Here is a 14,813-nt window from a genome sequence, read left to right on the forward strand (position 1 = left end):
CAAGCCTGCTCCTGCGAATGCCGCGAAGGCATTGCAGGAGCGGGCTTGCCCCGCGATGAAGATGACTCAGCGCTGGATCAGACCACTACACCCTGGCTGCGCAGGTAGTCGTCATAGGTGCCGCTGAAGTCGACCACGCCCTCGGGCGTCAGCTCGATGATGCGGGTGGCCAGCGACGACACGAACTCACGGTCGTGGCTGACGAACAGCAGGGTGCCCGGGTAGTTTTCCAGCGCCAGGTTCAGCGCCTCGATCGATTCCATGTCCAGGTGGTTGGTCGGTTCGTCCATCACCAGTACGTTGGGCTTTTGCAGGATCAGCTTGCCGAACAGCATGCGACCCTGTTCACCACCGGAGATCACCTTCACCGACTTGAGGATCTCGTCGTTGGAGAACAGCATGCGCCCCAGGGTGCCGCGGATCACCTGCTCGCCGCTGGTCCACTGGCCCATCCAGTCGAACAGCGTCACGTCGTCCTCGAAATCGTGGGCGTGGTCCTGGGCGTAGTAGCCCACTTCGGCGCTGTCGGTCCACTTCACCGCGCCCGCGTCCGGCTTCATTTCGCCGACCAGGGTGCGCAGCAGGGTGGTCTTGCCGATACCGTTGGGGCCGATGATCGCCACGCGCTCGCCGGCTTCGATGGTGAAGCTGAAGTCCTTGAACAGCACCTTGTCGTCGAAGGCCTTGGCCATTTTCTCGACGATCACCGCCTGGCGGTGCAGCTTTTTCGTCTGCTCGAAGCGGATGAACGGGCTGACACGGCTCGATGGCTTGACCTCGGCCAGCTGGATCTTGTCGATCTGCTTGGCGCGCGAGGTGGCCTGCTTGGCCTTGGAGGCGTTGGCCGAGAAGCGGCTGACGAAGGTCTGCAGCTCGGCGATCTGGGCTTTCTTCTTGGCGTTGTCCGACAACAGTTGCTCGCGCGACTGGGTGGCCGCGGTCATGTACTCGTCGTAGTTGCCTGGGAACAGGCGCAGCTCACCGTAGTCCAGGTCGGCCATGTGGGTGCAGACGCTGTTGAGGAAGTGACGGTCGTGGGAAATGATGATCATGGTGCTGTTGCGCGCCGTGAGGATCGTTTCCAGCCAGCGGATGGTGTTGATGTCCAGGTGGTTGGTCGGTTCGTCGAGGAGAAGCACGTCCGGGTCGGAGAACAGCGCCTGGGCCAGCAGCACGCGCAGTTTCCAGCCTGGCGCCACTTCGCTCATCGGGCCGAAGTGCTGTTCCAGGGGAATGCCCAGGCCCAGCAGCAGCTCACCGGCGCGGGATTCGGCGGTGTAGCCGTCCATCTCGGCGAACTCGGTTTCCAGCTCGGCGACGGCCATGCCGTCTTCCTCGGTCATTTCCGGCAGCGAGTAGATGCGATCGCGCTCGGCCTTGACCTTCCACAGCTGCTCGTGGCCCATGATCACGGTGTCGATCACGGCGAACTCTTCATAGGCGAACTGGTCCTGGCGCAGCTTGCCCAGGCGGGTGTTGGGCTCGAGCATCACCTGGCCGCCGGACGGCTCAAGGTCGCCGCCGAGGATCTTCATGAAGGTCGACTTGCCGCAACCGTTGGCGCCGATCAGGCCATAGCGGTTGCCGTTGTTGAATTTGACCGAAACGTTTTCGAACAGGGGCTTGGAGCCGAACTGCATGGTGATATTGGCGGTAGAAATCAAGTGCTTGTCCTGCGGGGGTTCCAGAGGTGTATTTAGGCCCTTTCGTCAGTTTTGGGCCAATCTTGGGCCAATTAGACTCGGGGCAGCAGCTTCTCCAGCTCCCTCCAGTCCGAGGAGGAGCTGATCCATTTCGCGTAGGTAGAGAGCAACATCTCGACGCCAAGGCCGAGCTGGTTCGCGATGAACACTTCGGTTCATCCCGGCCATCAGGCACAGGGTTGCGTAGGTGTGGCGGGTGTCGTACTGCCGGCGTTCACGGATACCCAGCGCCATGAGCGCTGATTTGAATCGGCGGATTGTAACACTTGGCTCGTTGATCCACAGCCCACCTTTGCTCGGTTGGAATACAAATGGGCTTGAAGGGTAGGCCGACATAGAAGCCATCCGCCTCAAGGCGGCCAGGCGTGTGCTTGTGTTTCGTCATGGCAAAGCTCTCCATGCCCGCGCATGTCGGCGGGCTCGTATGGTTTAATCGGGGATTGATAGGAGGATCGATATGGCCAAGGAAACTAGAAAGCCGTGGGGATATGCAGCAGTCACCCTGATGCCAACTGGCATCGGGTTCGCTTTCAGCGGGCTGATGACAGACCAGCCTGCCTTCATCTACAGCGGCCTTGGCATGGCCATACCAGGTGTGTTGCTGGCCGCCACGCATTTCTGGGCGGCACGTCGGCGGGCTTGAGTTGTAGAGGGAGGGGTTAGGCTGAGATCAGCCGCAGCGGACTCGCGGTGAATGGAAGGTCTGCGGACGAGGTGGGCGGACGGCTTCGAAGTACAGCTTCCACATGTCGTCCCAGGCCTCTTTCATCGTCGAGCCCTGGCCGGTGCAACCCATTCGCCGGCACCACCAGGAGCTGTGTTTCACTGCACGTATTTGACGGTCGCGCTCACCAGCAACTGATCGTTGACTGTGACTTTGCAAAAGCGTTTCGTGATTGTTTTTTGATCAGTCGCAAGTGTGGGGGCGCATTGCAAGAACACCTTTTTACCCTCCCAGTCCTTAGCTACACCGGAAGTCGTTGCGCTCGCATACTCTTTCATGAATTTGCGATTCCAAGGCCCGAAAAAGACCTCCGGCTCGCCGCCTCCTAAGAAACCAGATTCATCGGTGGCGCAGATCGTACCTTCCACCCTTTCGCCGTCGATGATATTGGCATCGGTATAGCAATTCATCTGGCCGTTCCAGGCGTCTAGATCAACTGGACCCCTATTAACCCAAGTTGGCGCGGTAACGCATCCTGAGAGGGTTGCGACTGCGAGAGCGCTAAGGCAGATGCATTTCATGCGAGACATTGAATTTAGCTTCCTTACTTTTTAAAGCCGCCACCAATACCCGTAACACTCCACAATTTCAAGCTCAAGGTGATCCATGGGAAGGCCATACCCTCCATCGTCACTTCTCGACTTGTCCGACTTTGGTATGCGTCTGACCCCTGCACAAGAGGTGTGGGAATGGTTCTAATCCTAGATCCTCGCCGACACCGGCAGCATTCACAATCCCGAGCACGCCCACCTGATCGACGCCAACATCGGCGTTCTGTGGGCATCGAGCGGATTCGGCAAGCAGGGGCGGGTTGTGCTTGGCCAGGCAGAGCAGCTGATGTTCCGCGCTGGCGGATGGCAGAAGGCCCGACAAGAGCAGCAGATACGGGAGTGGTTCGGCGAGGAGCCGGGGAGACGTTATCGTTGAATAGGGGAAGGCGCTGGCGGGCAGCGCCGCGCAGTGAATCTTGCTGGTATGCTTCGCCGCTTACCAAACAGGGAGAGTGGTAATGGGGTTGCGGGAGAGGCATAAGGCTTTGCAGGAGTGGCTCACTCCATCCTGATTATCACGGCCTTGAAGATACCTGATCAGGTCATCATGGGTCGGTGGAACCGGTGGTCCTACGAAGCGGTCAGCGTAGCCGCTTCTGAAAGTAGAAGCGCTTATGCCCCGGCGGGAAATCATCGAGCTGGCCAAACTGGCTATAGCCAAGCTCCTTGTAGAATTCTGGCGCCTGGAAATCGAAGGTATCCAGCCAAATCCCAACACACCCCTTCTCGCGAGCCAAGTCCTCTGCCATGCGAATAAGGCGAGAGCCGATGCCTTGACCTCTAGCCTGCTCAGGGATCGCCAGCAGCTCAATGTACAGCCAGCGATAAAAGAACTCCCCATGAAGTCCACCGATAACGTCATTGGTATGTTCGTCTCGAACGAGCAGAGCCACTGTTTCGGCTTGCGGGTCTCCCCCTTTGGCGCGGTTATGAGCACGCAAGGGTTTCACGATTGCCGAGCGCTCATCTTGCCCGGGATTAGCTACCATCTCGATACAAATCGCCATCGCTCGTCCTTTTGGATGCTCAAATTTCACTGACGTAGTCTACGTTGATGAACAGTTCCATGAACCCTTCTTGTTGATGAGGGCAATCTACCACCATCAGCAGGAAGCGCCAAAACCCTGCGTGGGCTGGGTTCGGTAGCTGCTGGATGAAGCAAATCCGAAATGCTACTCAAGAAATCATTCCGCACGTAACTTTCAAATGCCTAGACCACGCTGAGCGAGAGGACAGCACGATCGCGAACTACGCCATCGATTCTTGTCGGCGTGGATAAACGGAGCGCTAATTCAGCACAGGTCAGGCTGCTTGTGCTGACTTGATCGGAGTTTCCCTGGAGGCGGCTTTTTGATTGATCAGCAAGGAGCCGTAAAAATCTCTTGTTTTTTGTGAAGCCCGATGTTGGCGGAATACTCCGTGCAGACGAGCCCTTGGCTGAACGCTACATCGCTGACCAGCTGCCGGTTGGACAGGCTGTTGCAGGGGTCTGCCAGGTAGGCTTGCAGCTCTACCCATGTGGCTTCTTCGATCTCGGCGGTGTCCAGTACGTTGATACACTGCGTCAAGGCCGTCATTCGACAGATAAAGTGAATGTTAGATTTGCCAAATTGGTAGGGGTATTTGGTGGTAAACGCCACGATGGATTCGCACTTCGATTCGACCCCGGTCTCCTCCAGCACCTCGCGCTCGATCGAATCCTGAATTCGCTCGGCGGCGTCTACATGCCCCCCTGGTAGCTTGAACCCGGTGGTACCTCGCTCCTTTATGACGAGGAGCTCCCCTGCGTCGTTAATGACGATGGCGCTCGCACCTACGGTGTGAGTGGGTATGAATGGGACGAATGCCTGTTCGAATGGGCGGCGCACTAGGGTCAGCTGATCGGTCAGACAGCTATGGAAGGAGAACCCGGCGGCGGTGAAGACCGGAATGCCTTGAGCGTTGCTGAGCGGCAGTGTGATCCAGGCCAGAGCCAGGCGCTCATGCTCGATGAGGGCGACTAACGCGTCGACGGCGTCACGCAACGCTTGCGGGGCGTCCGGTAGCGAAGCGGCATCGATAATGACGCCGTTGAATCTGTCCCGTTTGAATTCCACGGTTCACCTTTGGTTTGATCGATCTGCCGAGATTGTAGTGAGGTGGGCACTGCTTTGCGAATGATGGATGCCAGATGGACCTTATGGTATTACCAAGTTGGCTATCGCTTGGCTGTGGTAGAGTTCAACCTCTTTACAAGGAGGTGCCAATGAGCAGCAGAGGAACAGATCGTCAGATCGACAATATCGAGTTCAACGTCAGCGACATCAAGCGCAGCAAGGAGTTCTACGGCGCAGCATTTGGTTGGAACTTCGTCGATTACGGCCCCACATACACCGAGTTCAGCGACGGCCGGCTCACTGGCGGTTTCACCACCGGCGAGCCTGTCAGGCCCGGTGGCCCGCTGGTCATCTTGTATTCGGACGACCTTGTTGATGCCCAAGGCAGAGTGTTGGCTGCGGGCGGAAAGATCAGCCGAGAGGTGTTTTCGTTTCCGGGCGGGAAGCGATTCCACTTCACAGATCCTGATGGGTATGAATTGGCCGTCTGGACCGCAGCGAATTGAGCGAATGACGCCCTGAGACTTGCTGGGAAAACTTCCTCCCGGTAACGGCCGCTCAAGCACACCATGAGAAATCGACTGTGCACTCGGTGGCAAGTGGCGGCGATCACAGCTTGAATGCACTACCGGCTTGTCAGATATATATAATGAAATCGTTCATGCAGAATGACCAGCACTGTGCAGCATGCCAGTCATTCTACAGTTGACACCCGTTGCTGGTGTTACATGTTGTTCACTGCGTATAGCGGATTAAGCGTTTGGCCATGGTCTTTAACAATGTTGTCTTCAACAACAATTTTGCTGGTTTGAGAAATATAGTAGGTTTTTACCTGGGATTTCATTTTTACCGCCATCAAGTACCCTCTTGCGTCGCTGCGGTCCCAGGTATCAGATTCCCCTTGAGCTATTGAGTAGTAGCTGTCATTGCCGTCGTTACGCCATGTACTCACGGCAATGTCAACTGATGTGCTTGCGCCATTGGTGATCGTGAGCTTCATATTTTAAGTCCCTTTGGGTTGTAGATTCCATGAGTCGGCTCCCTATTTGGAGTTTGCAGACTTGCCACTGCTACTAGTGATTAGTAGTTAGGTTAGCTCATGGGCCTAAAAGAGAGCTCATGCCTTTTTTCAGTTTGGGTTGTTGTGCTACGCAGTTAAGACCATCAAATAATTAAAGCAAGTAGTACGATGGCTTTTTCCAGTTCCGAAATTTGACCGAGCTACTCGCACGGGCTGATGCTCAAGCGTAAACAAGGCTTACACATGGGCTTGCCTTTCTGGGAATCTACAGGGGAGTGCAGGGGGACGAGCCAGGCGGCGGCACGCAGGGGATGACAAGGGCTTCCAAAGCCGAACTGAAACCGCAGGCTTCCCTGGGTGATGGCATGTTGCTACATTGCGCACCGCCCATTTCCAAGGATTGATGCTCGATATGAAACACGTTATTTTCCTGGCACTTATCGCTGCCAGCGCCACGCTGAGCGGCTGCGTTGTCCAAAGCTCGTACAGCAAGACCATTTCCGTCACCAAAGATGCCCAGGGAAAAGTCGTACAGACCGTTGAAACCGAGACTGTGGTCCAGCCTGGCCAGGGCTACCCGATGCGTCTTCAGTTGATCAAAGGCATTCAGACAAACTGATCCCGCGTCTCAGGCAGAGAGCCCGCCGTCTGGCGGGCTTTTTCGTCTGAAAGACTTCCCAGGGTGATCGGTGGGCAGCATTAGCCGCCTGGCTGTCACCTGCGCGTACGCATCCATTCATCCGCGACATCCCCCATGGTGGAGGGTGCTCCGCTCTTGATCCAGGCCATGAAGGTTCGATCGAACTTGAACGCCGCGCCGCATTCACCAAGCAGGAACTGCCGGACCTTCTGCGTGTTGCGGTAGTTCTTGTCGAGCAGGGTCGTGCGGGTGATAGGTCCAGCGTGCCAGTCGAAGTTCATTTCCACTACCTTGGATGGCCAGGTTCGCTGGAGCCTAGCATCACTTGTTGTGGTCTGGCGCCCCTCCGGCAGCCATGCGGCCTTCGCCGTGCCGGGCCCATCGTCACGGCTCAACGCCTTCAATTCGCTGGGCGGCAGGTGCACATGCAGCTGCCGACGGCGCTGCTGGATGATTTTCTGGATGCGTCTCATCGGGGCACACCTCGATTGGCATCCTTGCGTAGAGCCGGAGTGAGTGATCAGTAAGCGCCTGTTTGCGCGATAGACTCACCACGTCTGACCAATGGACATGGTCCTGAAGCGGGCAGGCTGGAACGGGAGTTGCTTGAGTCAAGCAAACCCACCAGGCGGGAGTGTAGACATGTTCCAGGATGACCTCTATTTCATGAGCTTCGTGGTGGCCGCCGTGCTGGCCGTGGATGTGGTGGCGGTTTTCGTGTTCCTGCAGGCCAGTGCCTGATCCCCACGCCTGGGGACACGTCCCCAGAACCGGGGCCGGGTGCAAGGGTGTCGCGGTTCGCTGGCGGTGATAAACTTTGCCGTTTGCCAGCGTCATCCTGACGGGGGCTTGGTCGCCCGCTTCGCAAGACACGCGATGAGGAACATCGCCCAGGGGGTGATTGCGATTTCAAGGAGAACATCATCAAGACTTTGTCTATTTACTGGAGTGCGCTGATGGGGCGGGTAAAGGCTGCCACTGAGCGATTCACGGCCCGGCAACGCTGCGTTGTCGGCGGGGCCTTTCTGGTTGCCTGGGGCGTTGGAATTGTCGCGTTCCCCGGCGTCGATCTTGTCTTGCTGTATATCGCTTCCATGCTCATGTTCTTCAGCGCGGTGACCGTACGGATCAATACACGGCGCTGAGAGACCTTGCGGTGCATGGCAGCGGCTTTGCCGACACCCGGCCAAATCCGCTGTTGCAGATCCCTGCTCATAGCTGAAACAGTTCATATTGTCGGGTGAATGCCTGATTTTTCGTTCGGCACTCATTTGCGTGTTCCGCTTGTCCGCCAGCAGTGCCGACTTGCCGGGCGCTTGTAGACTCACCAGTGCTGTACGCAAATCCTACTCATAAGGAGCATGAGTCATGACACAGCAACGGGCTTTCAAAGAAGAACTGACCGCCGATGTCCAGGTACCTCCAGGCTATACCTACCTGAGCAGCGGTCGTTGCGATGTTAAGGGCAAGGAAGGTGAGCGGGCCGGCGCTAACTTCGTCGAAGCGCAGATCCAGCAGTACAAATCCTTCATCCTCAGGACCACTGCCGGCGCGGGCACCTTCATGGTTCGCCTGGACTATTCCGGTGGCAGCGACAAGAACCTGCAGTACGTCAGCATCAATGACAGCTACTCCACGCAGGAGACCTTCAACATTCGCAGCGTTTCGATGAACAACCTGCGCGGCTTGTTCGCCGCGGGCAAGAGCTCGGCCAACCTGAGCTTCTATGTGTTCGGCAAAGCTTGATCGCGATTGATTGACCTGTCCGGGCTCCGGTCGATTGAGGGCCGGAGTTCCGCGGTCATGCGCATGTGCTAGATTCCCATGCCCCGCAGGCATCGCATGGCGATGCCGGTCCTGCCTGGTAGAAGGGAGCTGCGCCTTACCCATGTTCATCGAGACTCCTCGTCTTGTCCTGCGCCCTTGGGCAGAGCGGGACATCGAAGCCTTTGCCCTCGTCAACGCCGACCCCGAAGTCAGGCGCTACTACTACCCGGCAATACTGACGCCCGATGAAACCCGCACGATGCTTGCCGAGTGTGATCGGCACCTGCAAACGCACGGTTTCGGCTTTGTCGCGGTCGAACGCAAGGCGGATGGCGCGTTGGTCGGCGGGCTTGGCTTGTCCTCGACCGGGGACGAGATACCGGGCGGCCCGCATGTCGAAATCGGCTGGATCCTCGGGCGTGAACACTGGCGCAAGGGCTACGCATTCGAGGCGGCCAGCGCGTGCCTGGCCCACGCGTGGTCGAGCCTTGGGTTGCTCCAGGTCATCGGCTACACCTCCAGCATCAACACAGCCTCCAGGGCATTGATGCAGAGGCTGGGGATGCGTTCGGATCCGAAGGAGGACTTCCTCGACGTGACGGTGCCTGAAGGCAATCCGTTGCGACCCCACGTGCTCTACCGGATCGACCGGCCCACCCAGGTGATATAGCGAACCGGCATACCGCGCCGGTCACCTCGGGGCTAGGCTTGTAGATCGTAAGCAGACTATTAAAAAGGGTGATAGCTGTGTGACTCTGTCCAGGGCATCCTGCTGGGGTGGTTGGAGTCTGTATGAATCGCTTGATGATGGCATTGGCCGCCAGCCTGCTGCTGGCCGGTTGCGCGCATGATCCCGATATCCGGGCCGGACGCGACAACACCTTCGGCGTGACCGCGAAAGCTCCGCCGGATTACCTGAACTGCGTCAAGGCCGAGCTTCCCGCAAACGCGACGACCTTTATCGTGCAGAACCAGGACGCCCTCGAGCTGTTTGTCGCCAGCCTTGATCCGAACAAGGCCGACGGTCTGGTGAAGGTCCAGGGCTCCCCAGGGCGGCAACAATACTCCGCCTATCAGCGCGATGCCTGGTATGACAAGGGGCGCTTGCTCGATGCCGCGCTGATGTGTTCGAGGGTATGATCGCAGCTTCGCGGGGCGCTGCCGTTTGCCTCGTCCCGCGAAACACACTTGTCCTACTTCACCTCGGACGATTCTCATGTTGAACGGATTCAACCATCTCACCCTGGCCGTCTCCAACCTCGCCGACAGCATCGTGTTCTACCAGCAGGTCCTGGGCTTCAGGCGCAGTGCACGGTGGGAGCGGGGAGCCTACCTGAGCCTGGGCGAGCTGTGGCTGTGCCTGTCGGTCGATCAGGTAGAGGCGGGCGACCTGCAGCGCACGTACACGCACTACGCGTTTTCCATTTACCAGAGCGACTTCGCGGCCTTCGCCCAGCGCTTGCGCGAGCACGACGTGCGCTTGTGGAAGCAGGACAGCAGCGAAGGAGACTCGCTGTACTTCCTCGACCCGGATGGCCACCAGCTCGAAGCCCATGTGGGCGATCTGCAATCGCGGCTGGCGGCCTGCCGGGCGAAACCTTATGCGGGCATGGTGTTCTACGACTGACGCAGCCGCGCCATGCACAGCGCGTCGACAAACACCCCATCGCGCACACCGTAGTCGCGCAACCGGCCTTCGACCTCGAAGCCGAACTTGCGATACAGCGCCAGTGCCGGTTCGTTGTCGGCGTAGACGGTGAGCTGGACCCGGCGCAGGTTCATCCAGTTGTCAGCAATGTCGAGGATGGCCGTCATCAGCCGTGAGCCGACGCCCTTGCCTTGCCAGGCCTGGGCAACGCCCATCAGCAGTTCGCCCAGGTGCGCCTGGCGGATGCGCGTGCTCTGGTCGAGGCCGATATTGCCGATCACCTGACCTTGGTGCACTGCCACCAGGCGGATTTGTCGGTCATGGTAGGCGGCCAGGCGCTCGCGCCACACTTCGACGCCCTGGTAGGGCATCTGCAGCACCTGGCGGCACACCGCGGACTCATTGTAGAGCGCGGTGATACCGTGCAGGTGCTGCTCGGCAAAGCGTTCGATGACGATGTCGGGCGAGGCGTCGTTCACTGTGTTTCCGTCCTTTGAAAAACGAGTGGCGCCTCAGTGTACGGGGCGGCGGCGTGGGCTGGCCAGTGGCGATGGCTGGGCAAGAAAGCGGATGCGTGGCCGCGCCGCGATGGGTACAGTGCAGCGAACGTCATCCTGCCGGAGCCTGCCATGTCCTGTGCTTTCACCCTCATGCAATCGCCTGTCGGCACCCTGACCCTGGTGGCGCGGGGCGAGCGGCTGGCCGCCGTGCTGTGGGAGCACGAGCGGGAGAACCGGGTGCGCCTGGGCGAGCTGCACCGCGACGACCAGCACGGCGTGCTGCGCGAGACCGCCCGCCAGCTGGGCGAGTATTTCGCCGGGCAACGCCAGCGCTTCGAGCTGGACCTGGACTTTGCCGGGACCGCGTTCCAGCGTGAGGTGTGGGCGGCGCTGTTGAGCATTCCCTTCGGCGAGACCCGCAGCTACGGCCAGATCGCCCGGCAGATCGGCAAGCCCGATGCGGTTCGGGCGGTGGGCGCGGCCAACGGCCGCAACCCGATTTCGATCATTGCGCCCTGTCACCGGGTAATCGGGGCCTCGGGCAGCCTCACCGGTTTCGCCGGTGGCTTGCCGGCCAAGCAGTACCTGCTCGCGCTGGAAGGGCGCCAGAGCCTGGCGCTGGATTTCTAGGCGTCAGCCGAGCCAGGCACAAAACACCGTCAACACCAGCGCCAGCAAGGTGCCGGCAAACAGGCTGTAGTGGCGGTGGGCGCGGCGGGCGTGGGCTTCGACTTCGCGCAGGTACTGCCCCGCAGGCGGGGCGTCCGGGCGATGGCGCAGGCCTTCGGCGATATCGGCCAGGCGCCCGCGAATCAGGGTGCCCACCAGGTACCAGACACTGGCATAGCTGGCCAGGATCACCAGCGCATACTTCATGCGCCCAGCTCCAGCGGCCATGCCTGGGCAGTGCCAGTCGCCGTGTCGAGCAGTAGCAGGCCTGGCGCTTTATCATCGAGGCAGGCCAGCAGGTTGCCTTCGGCATCCCAGGCCGCGGACTGCCCGGCCCCCACGTAAATGTCCGCAGGGCCGACGCAGTTGCTCATGATCACCGGCATGCGCAGCCGCCGGGCAACCTGCGGGTAGTGCGCAGCCCCTGCGCGGATGCCTTCCTCGGTCTTGACCACGCTGACCAGGTAAAGGTCGGCGCCCTGCGCCTGGGCATGCGCGGCGTGCTCGAGGAACATCGATTCATAGCAGATGGCCGGCGCCACCTGGTGGCTGCCGGCGGCGAACACCAGCGAGGTGCTGCCGGGCACGAAGTAGTCCAGTTCGTCGTCATGCAGGCGCTGCTTGGCATACACCAGCGGTGCCAGCTTCGGGCGCAGTATCAGCATGCCGATGCGCACGCCGGCCAGGGTCGGCATCGGCAGGCCGACCGCCGCCGTCACGCCGAAGCGGTCGCACGCGGCTTGCAGTGGTACCAGTTGCGGCGAGTCGGCGGGCATGGCCAGTTGCCGGGCCAGCGTTGGTTCGTAGCCGGTCAAGGACAGTTCGGGGAACACCAGCAGTTCGGCGCCCAAAGCCGCGGCCTGTTCGATGGCATGCAGATGGTGCGCGATGTTGGCGGCCACATCGCCTTTGCTCAAAGCCAGCTGTACTGCGCAGATCTTCATGGAGTATCCGTCCTTGGCATGTCGTCGGCTGTCGAGGATACAATCGACGGCCGTTCCCTCCCAGTACCGATGTGTCGATTTCATGGACGAAAACACAATGACCCACGCCGCCACCATACCCGCCGACTCGCTGATCGCCGCGCATGCCGCAAAGGCGGGTTTTCGCCATTGCCGTGCAATTGAACTTGCGGACGACGGGCGGCCCGCCATGGCGCACTTCCTGCGCCTGATGACAAGCATGCCCGGCTGGATCGACACGCTGATGGTGCTGCGCAACCGCCTGGTCGCGCTGCTCGGCCTCAAGGACCTGGGACGCCTGACCGCGATCGACCCGGCCCGCGCCCCGGGTAGCTACCAGCCCGGAGAGCGGGTGGGGATTTTCACCCTGGTGGCCAACACCGAGGATGAGGTGCTGCTGGTCGACCGCGACCAGCACCTGGACGTGCACATCGCCCTGCTGCGACGCCCGACGGCCGAGGGCCGTTGCGAGGTGCTGGTGAGCACCGTGGTGCGCACGCACAATCGGCTGGGCCGCCTGTACATGCTGCCGGTGGCGCCGTTCCATCGGCTGATCGCGCCCATCGCCCTGCGCCGTCTGGCGCGGTGACGCTCAAGAGGGCGGCTGGGCGAAGCGCTGGCGGAACCAGTCGCCGAGCATGGCCTTCTCCGCATACAGCCGGTCGTTGTTGCCCAGGCGGCCTGGGCGGCTGAGGTACATCTTGTCGCTCAGGTGCTCCTGGGCCTTGAGCGCGGGCTGGCCGGGCTGCTGCAGGGTGTAGTCGAGGTCGATGCTGGGCCAGGTGACTTCGCGCATGAAGCGCACATCGTAGGCCTGGCTGTGCCAGGGCTCGAACTGGCCGGCCAGGTCGATGTCGCGGATGTCGATGACCAGTTGCTGGCCGGGCCGCAAGTAGCGCTGGCCGAGTTTCTGCAGGTGCTGGGTGAGGGCTTTCATCACCTGCGGGTCGGCGCCACGGGTGTAGGCCCGGTTGTCGAGGCTGGCATCGCGGAATTTCTCGGGGTGGTCGAAACGCACCTCGACCTGCGCGGTCGAGGCGCCCTGTGCCATGCTGTCTAGTGCCAGCACCATCAGCACGGCACTGGCCAGGGTGGTTCGCATGATGCACCTCCGGGTTCGGGCGGTTTACCCGCTTATTTTACGCCGGTGCCGGAAAGAAGCAGAGGAATGATGCAATGACTGCGTTCAGGCGGATCGCCGCCAACAGCCGTGGCCGTGACCTGGCCGTGGGCGATATCCATGGGCATTTCGAGCGCCTGCGTGAATGCCTGGAGGCCGTCGGTTTCGATCCCCTGGTCGATCGGCTGTTCAGCGTCGGCGACCTGGTCGACCGTGGGCCGGGCAGCGCACAGGCGCTGCAATGGCTGGCCGAGCCCTGGTTCCATGCGGTGCAGGGCAACCACGAGTCGTTGGCGGTCAACCACCTGCGCGGTGGCCGGGTCGATCTGGATATGTACCGGGCGGCCGGTGGCGGATGGTTCCTCGATTTGCCAAAGGCCGAGCAGGTGCGTTTCGTCGAGGTGTTCGAACGCCTGCCGATCGCCTTGCAGGTCGAAACGGCGGGCGGGCCGGTCGGTCTGCTGCATGCCGACAGCCCGTTCGACGACTGGGCGCAGCTGTGCGCGAGCCTGCAGGCCGGGGATGACCTGCAGGTGCGCGAGGTGTGCCAGTGGTCGCGCCGGCGCCTCAAGGAGGGCGACAGCCGCCCGGTCAAGGGCCTGCGCGCCTTGCTGGTAGGCCATACACCGGTGCTGGAGATCAAGGTGCTGGGCAACGTCTGGCACCTGGACACCGGCGGCTGGAGCCGTGGTCACTTCAGCCTGCTGGAGCTCGCCAGCCTGACGCAGGTCAACCCCACGCCAGGCGAGTGAGCACGCCAGCGGCGAGCAGGATCAGCATCATCCCGGACGCCCGTTCCAGCCAGGGCAGGGCATGGGCGAAGCGGCGCAGCACCTGGCGGTTACCGATAGCCAGCGCTACCAGCAGGTCCCACAGCAGGACGACGGTGAACATCCAGCTGCCGTAGGCCATTTTCACCAGGGCCGTGCTGCTGGCGACCATGCTTGCGAGGCTTGCGTAGAACAACGCGTTCTTGGGGTTGAGAATGCCCGAGGCGAAACCCATGCCGAGGTTGCCCAGCCAGTTGCCGGCGGCTGTTGCCGCGTCATTGGCAGCCGGCACCAGGGCGTTGCGCCCGGCATGCCGCAGGAACAGTTGCCCGATGTACAGCAGGTAGGCGCAGCCGGCCAGTTGCAGGGCGATGAACAACGTGCTGCCCTCGCGCAGGAACGACACGCCGGCGAAGGCCGCGGCGATGAAGGCGCCGTTGGCCAGGGCGATGCCAAGGCAAGCGCCGCTGGCCACTTGCCAACCGGCATTGGCCGAAGTGCGGGCGACCAGGAAGAAGTCCGGGCCGGGGGAGAGCAGGGCGAGGAAATGGGCGATGGCGACGATGAAGAACTGCTGCATGGGACGCTTTCCGGACTGGGAGAAGCGCAGTCTGGCGCCGGTTGTCGTCGTGGTATTGAAGA

22 protein-coding genes and 2 pseudogenes are annotated in these 14,813 nt (G+C 60.8%); 11 read left to right on the forward strand and 13 right to left on the reverse strand.

Annotated elements, in window-relative coordinates; translation table 11 throughout:
* Positions 1 to 77 precede the first annotated feature (77 nt).
* On the reverse strand, positions 78 to 1,664 hold the full coding sequence (locus CCOS191_RS12595; RefSeq protein ID WP_046855494.1) for an ABC-F family ATPase: 1,587 nt from the start codon (positions 1,662 to 1,664) through the stop codon (positions 78 to 80).
* Between the two features lie 71 nt (positions 1,665 to 1,735).
* Positions 1,736 to 2,048, reverse strand: a pseudogene (locus tag CCOS191_RS28580) (integrase).
* A 112-nt stretch (positions 2,049 to 2,160) separates the two neighbouring features.
* On the opposite strand from CCOS191_RS28580, the gene CCOS191_RS12600 reads away from it, so the two are divergent.
* Entirely contained in the window at positions 2,161 to 2,346 is a 186-nt protein-coding gene (locus CCOS191_RS12600; RefSeq protein ID WP_046855495.1) for a hypothetical protein, read from the forward strand.
* A 179-nt stretch (positions 2,347 to 2,525) separates the two neighbouring features.
* Here the strand turns inward: CCOS191_RS12600 and CCOS191_RS12605 are convergent, their stop codons facing one another.
* Positions 2,526 to 2,837, reverse strand: coding sequence for a hypothetical protein (locus tag CCOS191_RS12605; RefSeq protein ID WP_052752605.1), 312 nt, complete (start codon positions 2,835 to 2,837; stop codon positions 2,526 to 2,528).
* 196 nt (positions 2,838 to 3,033) lie between these two features.
* Between CCOS191_RS12605 and CCOS191_RS28415 the strand changes: the two are divergent.
* A pseudogene (locus CCOS191_RS28415) lies at positions 3,034 to 3,336 on the forward strand (putative metallopeptidase); the annotation flags it as partial.
* Between the two features lie 223 nt (positions 3,337 to 3,559).
* Here CCOS191_RS28415 and CCOS191_RS12610 read toward each other — a convergent pair.
* Both CCOS191_RS12610 and CCOS191_RS12615 read right to left on the reverse strand, forming a co-directional pair.
* Positions 3,560 to 3,985, reverse strand: coding sequence for a GNAT family N-acetyltransferase (locus tag CCOS191_RS12610; RefSeq protein ID WP_046855496.1), 426 nt, complete (start codon positions 3,983 to 3,985; stop codon positions 3,560 to 3,562).
* A 351-nt stretch (positions 3,986 to 4,336) separates the two neighbouring features.
* Complete coding sequence (locus CCOS191_RS12615) at positions 4,337 to 5,074, reverse strand: NUDIX hydrolase (RefSeq protein ID WP_046855497.1); 738 nt, start codon at positions 5,072 to 5,074, stop codon at positions 4,337 to 4,339.
* Positions 5,075 to 5,223: 149 nt separating this feature from the next.
* On the opposite strand from CCOS191_RS12615, the gene CCOS191_RS12620 reads away from it, so the two are divergent.
* Positions 5,224 to 5,580, forward strand: coding sequence for a VOC family protein (locus tag CCOS191_RS12620; RefSeq protein WP_046855498.1), 357 nt, complete (start codon positions 5,224 to 5,226; stop codon positions 5,578 to 5,580).
* Between the two features lie 218 nt (positions 5,581 to 5,798).
* On the opposite strand, the gene CCOS191_RS12625 is transcribed toward CCOS191_RS12620, so the two are convergent.
* Positions 5,799 to 6,074 (reverse strand): hypothetical protein, encoded by a 276-nt coding sequence (locus CCOS191_RS12625; RefSeq protein WP_052752606.1) that lies wholly within the window; start codon positions 6,072 to 6,074, stop codon positions 5,799 to 5,801.
* A 433-nt stretch (positions 6,075 to 6,507) separates the two neighbouring features.
* Between CCOS191_RS12625 and CCOS191_RS12630 the strand changes: the two genes are divergently transcribed.
* Positions 6,508 to 6,714 (forward strand): hypothetical protein, encoded by a 207-nt coding sequence (locus CCOS191_RS12630; RefSeq protein WP_102684281.1) that lies wholly within the window; start codon positions 6,508 to 6,510, stop codon positions 6,712 to 6,714.
* Positions 6,715 to 6,809: 95 nt separating this feature from the next.
* On the opposite strand, the gene CCOS191_RS12635 is transcribed toward CCOS191_RS12630, so the two are convergent.
* On the reverse strand, positions 6,810 to 7,016 hold the full coding sequence (locus CCOS191_RS12635; RefSeq protein ID WP_046857775.1) for a DUF6434 domain-containing protein: 207 nt from the start codon (positions 7,014 to 7,016) through the stop codon (positions 6,810 to 6,812).
* A gap of 552 nt (positions 7,017 to 7,568) precedes the next feature.
* Positions 7,569 to 8,078 carry a hypothetical protein gene (locus CCOS191_RS27940; protein ID WP_156177560.1) on the reverse strand — a complete coding sequence of 170 codons (510 nt, stop codon included), beginning with the start codon at positions 8,076 to 8,078 and terminating at the stop codon, positions 7,569 to 7,571.
* Positions 8,079 to 8,103: 25 nt separating this feature from the next.
* Between CCOS191_RS27940 and CCOS191_RS12645 the strand changes: the two genes are divergently transcribed.
* The 4 genes from CCOS191_RS12645 to fos all read left to right on the forward strand — a co-directional run bounded on the left by CCOS191_RS12645 (position 8,104) and on the right by fos (position 10,129).
* The gene (locus CCOS191_RS12645; RefSeq protein ID WP_046855500.1) at positions 8,104 to 8,481 is read left to right on the forward strand and encodes a hypothetical protein; all 378 of its coding nucleotides are present in this window, start codon (positions 8,104 to 8,106) and stop codon (positions 8,479 to 8,481) included.
* 142 nt (positions 8,482 to 8,623) lie between these two features.
* Positions 8,624 to 9,172: a GNAT family N-acetyltransferase gene (locus CCOS191_RS12650; RefSeq protein ID WP_046855501.1), complete on the forward strand. Its 549-nt coding sequence runs from the start codon at positions 8,624 to 8,626 to the stop codon at positions 9,170 to 9,172.
* A gap of 122 nt (positions 9,173 to 9,294) precedes the next feature.
* Entirely contained in the window at positions 9,295 to 9,642 is a 348-nt protein-coding gene (locus CCOS191_RS12655; RefSeq protein ID WP_023629951.1) for a hypothetical protein, read from the forward strand.
* A gap of 76 nt (positions 9,643 to 9,718) precedes the next feature.
* Positions 9,719 to 10,129 (forward strand): fosfomycin resistance glutathione transferase, encoded by a 411-nt coding sequence (gene fos / locus CCOS191_RS12660; protein ID WP_046855502.1) that lies wholly within the window; start codon positions 9,719 to 9,721, stop codon positions 10,127 to 10,129.
* Here the strand turns inward: fos and CCOS191_RS12665 are convergent.
* Positions 10,120 to 10,629 (reverse strand): GNAT family N-acetyltransferase, encoded by a 510-nt coding sequence (locus CCOS191_RS12665; protein ID WP_046855503.1) that lies wholly within the window; start codon positions 10,627 to 10,629, stop codon positions 10,120 to 10,122. The genes fos and CCOS191_RS12665 overlap by 10 nt on opposite strands.
* A gap of 150 nt (positions 10,630 to 10,779) precedes the next feature.
* On the opposite strand from CCOS191_RS12665, the gene CCOS191_RS12670 reads away from it, so the two are divergent.
* Entirely contained in the window at positions 10,780 to 11,280 is a 501-nt protein-coding gene (locus CCOS191_RS12670) for a methylated-DNA--[protein]-cysteine S-methyltransferase (RefSeq protein ID WP_046855504.1), read from the forward strand.
* A gap of 3 nt (positions 11,281 to 11,283) precedes the next feature.
* Here the strand turns inward: CCOS191_RS12670 and CCOS191_RS12675 are convergent, their stop codons facing one another.
* Complete coding sequence (locus CCOS191_RS12675; protein ID WP_046855505.1) at positions 11,284 to 11,526, reverse strand: hypothetical protein; 243 nt, start codon at positions 11,524 to 11,526, stop codon at positions 11,284 to 11,286.
* Positions 11,523 to 12,263 (reverse strand): carbon-nitrogen hydrolase family protein, encoded by a 741-nt coding sequence (locus CCOS191_RS12680; protein ID WP_046855506.1) that lies wholly within the window; start codon positions 12,261 to 12,263, stop codon positions 11,523 to 11,525. Before CCOS191_RS12680 ends, CCOS191_RS12675 begins: the two co-directional genes overlap by 4 nt.
* An 82-nt stretch (positions 12,264 to 12,345) precedes the next feature.
* Between CCOS191_RS12680 and CCOS191_RS12685 the strand changes: the two genes are divergently transcribed.
* Positions 12,346 to 12,870 carry a DUF2867 domain-containing protein gene (locus CCOS191_RS12685; RefSeq protein WP_231867491.1) on the forward strand — a complete coding sequence of 175 codons (525 nt, stop codon included), beginning with the start codon at positions 12,346 to 12,348 and terminating at the stop codon, positions 12,868 to 12,870.
* A gap of 3 nt (positions 12,871 to 12,873) precedes the next feature.
* Here the strand turns inward: CCOS191_RS12685 and CCOS191_RS12690 are convergent, their stop codons facing one another.
* Positions 12,874 to 13,383: a DUF3016 domain-containing protein gene (locus CCOS191_RS12690; protein WP_046855508.1), complete on the reverse strand. Its 510-nt coding sequence runs from the start codon at positions 13,381 to 13,383 to the stop codon at positions 12,874 to 12,876.
* A gap of 74 nt (positions 13,384 to 13,457) precedes the next feature.
* On the opposite strand from CCOS191_RS12690, the gene CCOS191_RS12695 reads away from it, so the two are divergent.
* Entirely contained in the window at positions 13,458 to 14,153 is a 696-nt protein-coding gene (locus CCOS191_RS12695; protein ID WP_046855509.1) for a metallophosphoesterase, read from the forward strand.
* On the opposite strand, the gene CCOS191_RS12700 is transcribed toward CCOS191_RS12695, so the two are convergent.
* Entirely contained in the window at positions 14,131 to 14,751 is a 621-nt protein-coding gene (locus CCOS191_RS12700) for a LysE family translocator (RefSeq protein WP_046855510.1), read from the reverse strand. The genes CCOS191_RS12695 and CCOS191_RS12700 overlap by 23 nt on opposite strands.
* Between the last annotated feature and the right edge of the window lie 62 nt (positions 14,752 to 14,813).

Source organism: Pseudomonas sp. CCOS 191 (assembly GCF_001007005.1).
GTDB lineage: Bacteria > Pseudomonadota > Gammaproteobacteria > Pseudomonadales > Pseudomonadaceae > Aquipseudomonas > Aquipseudomonas soli.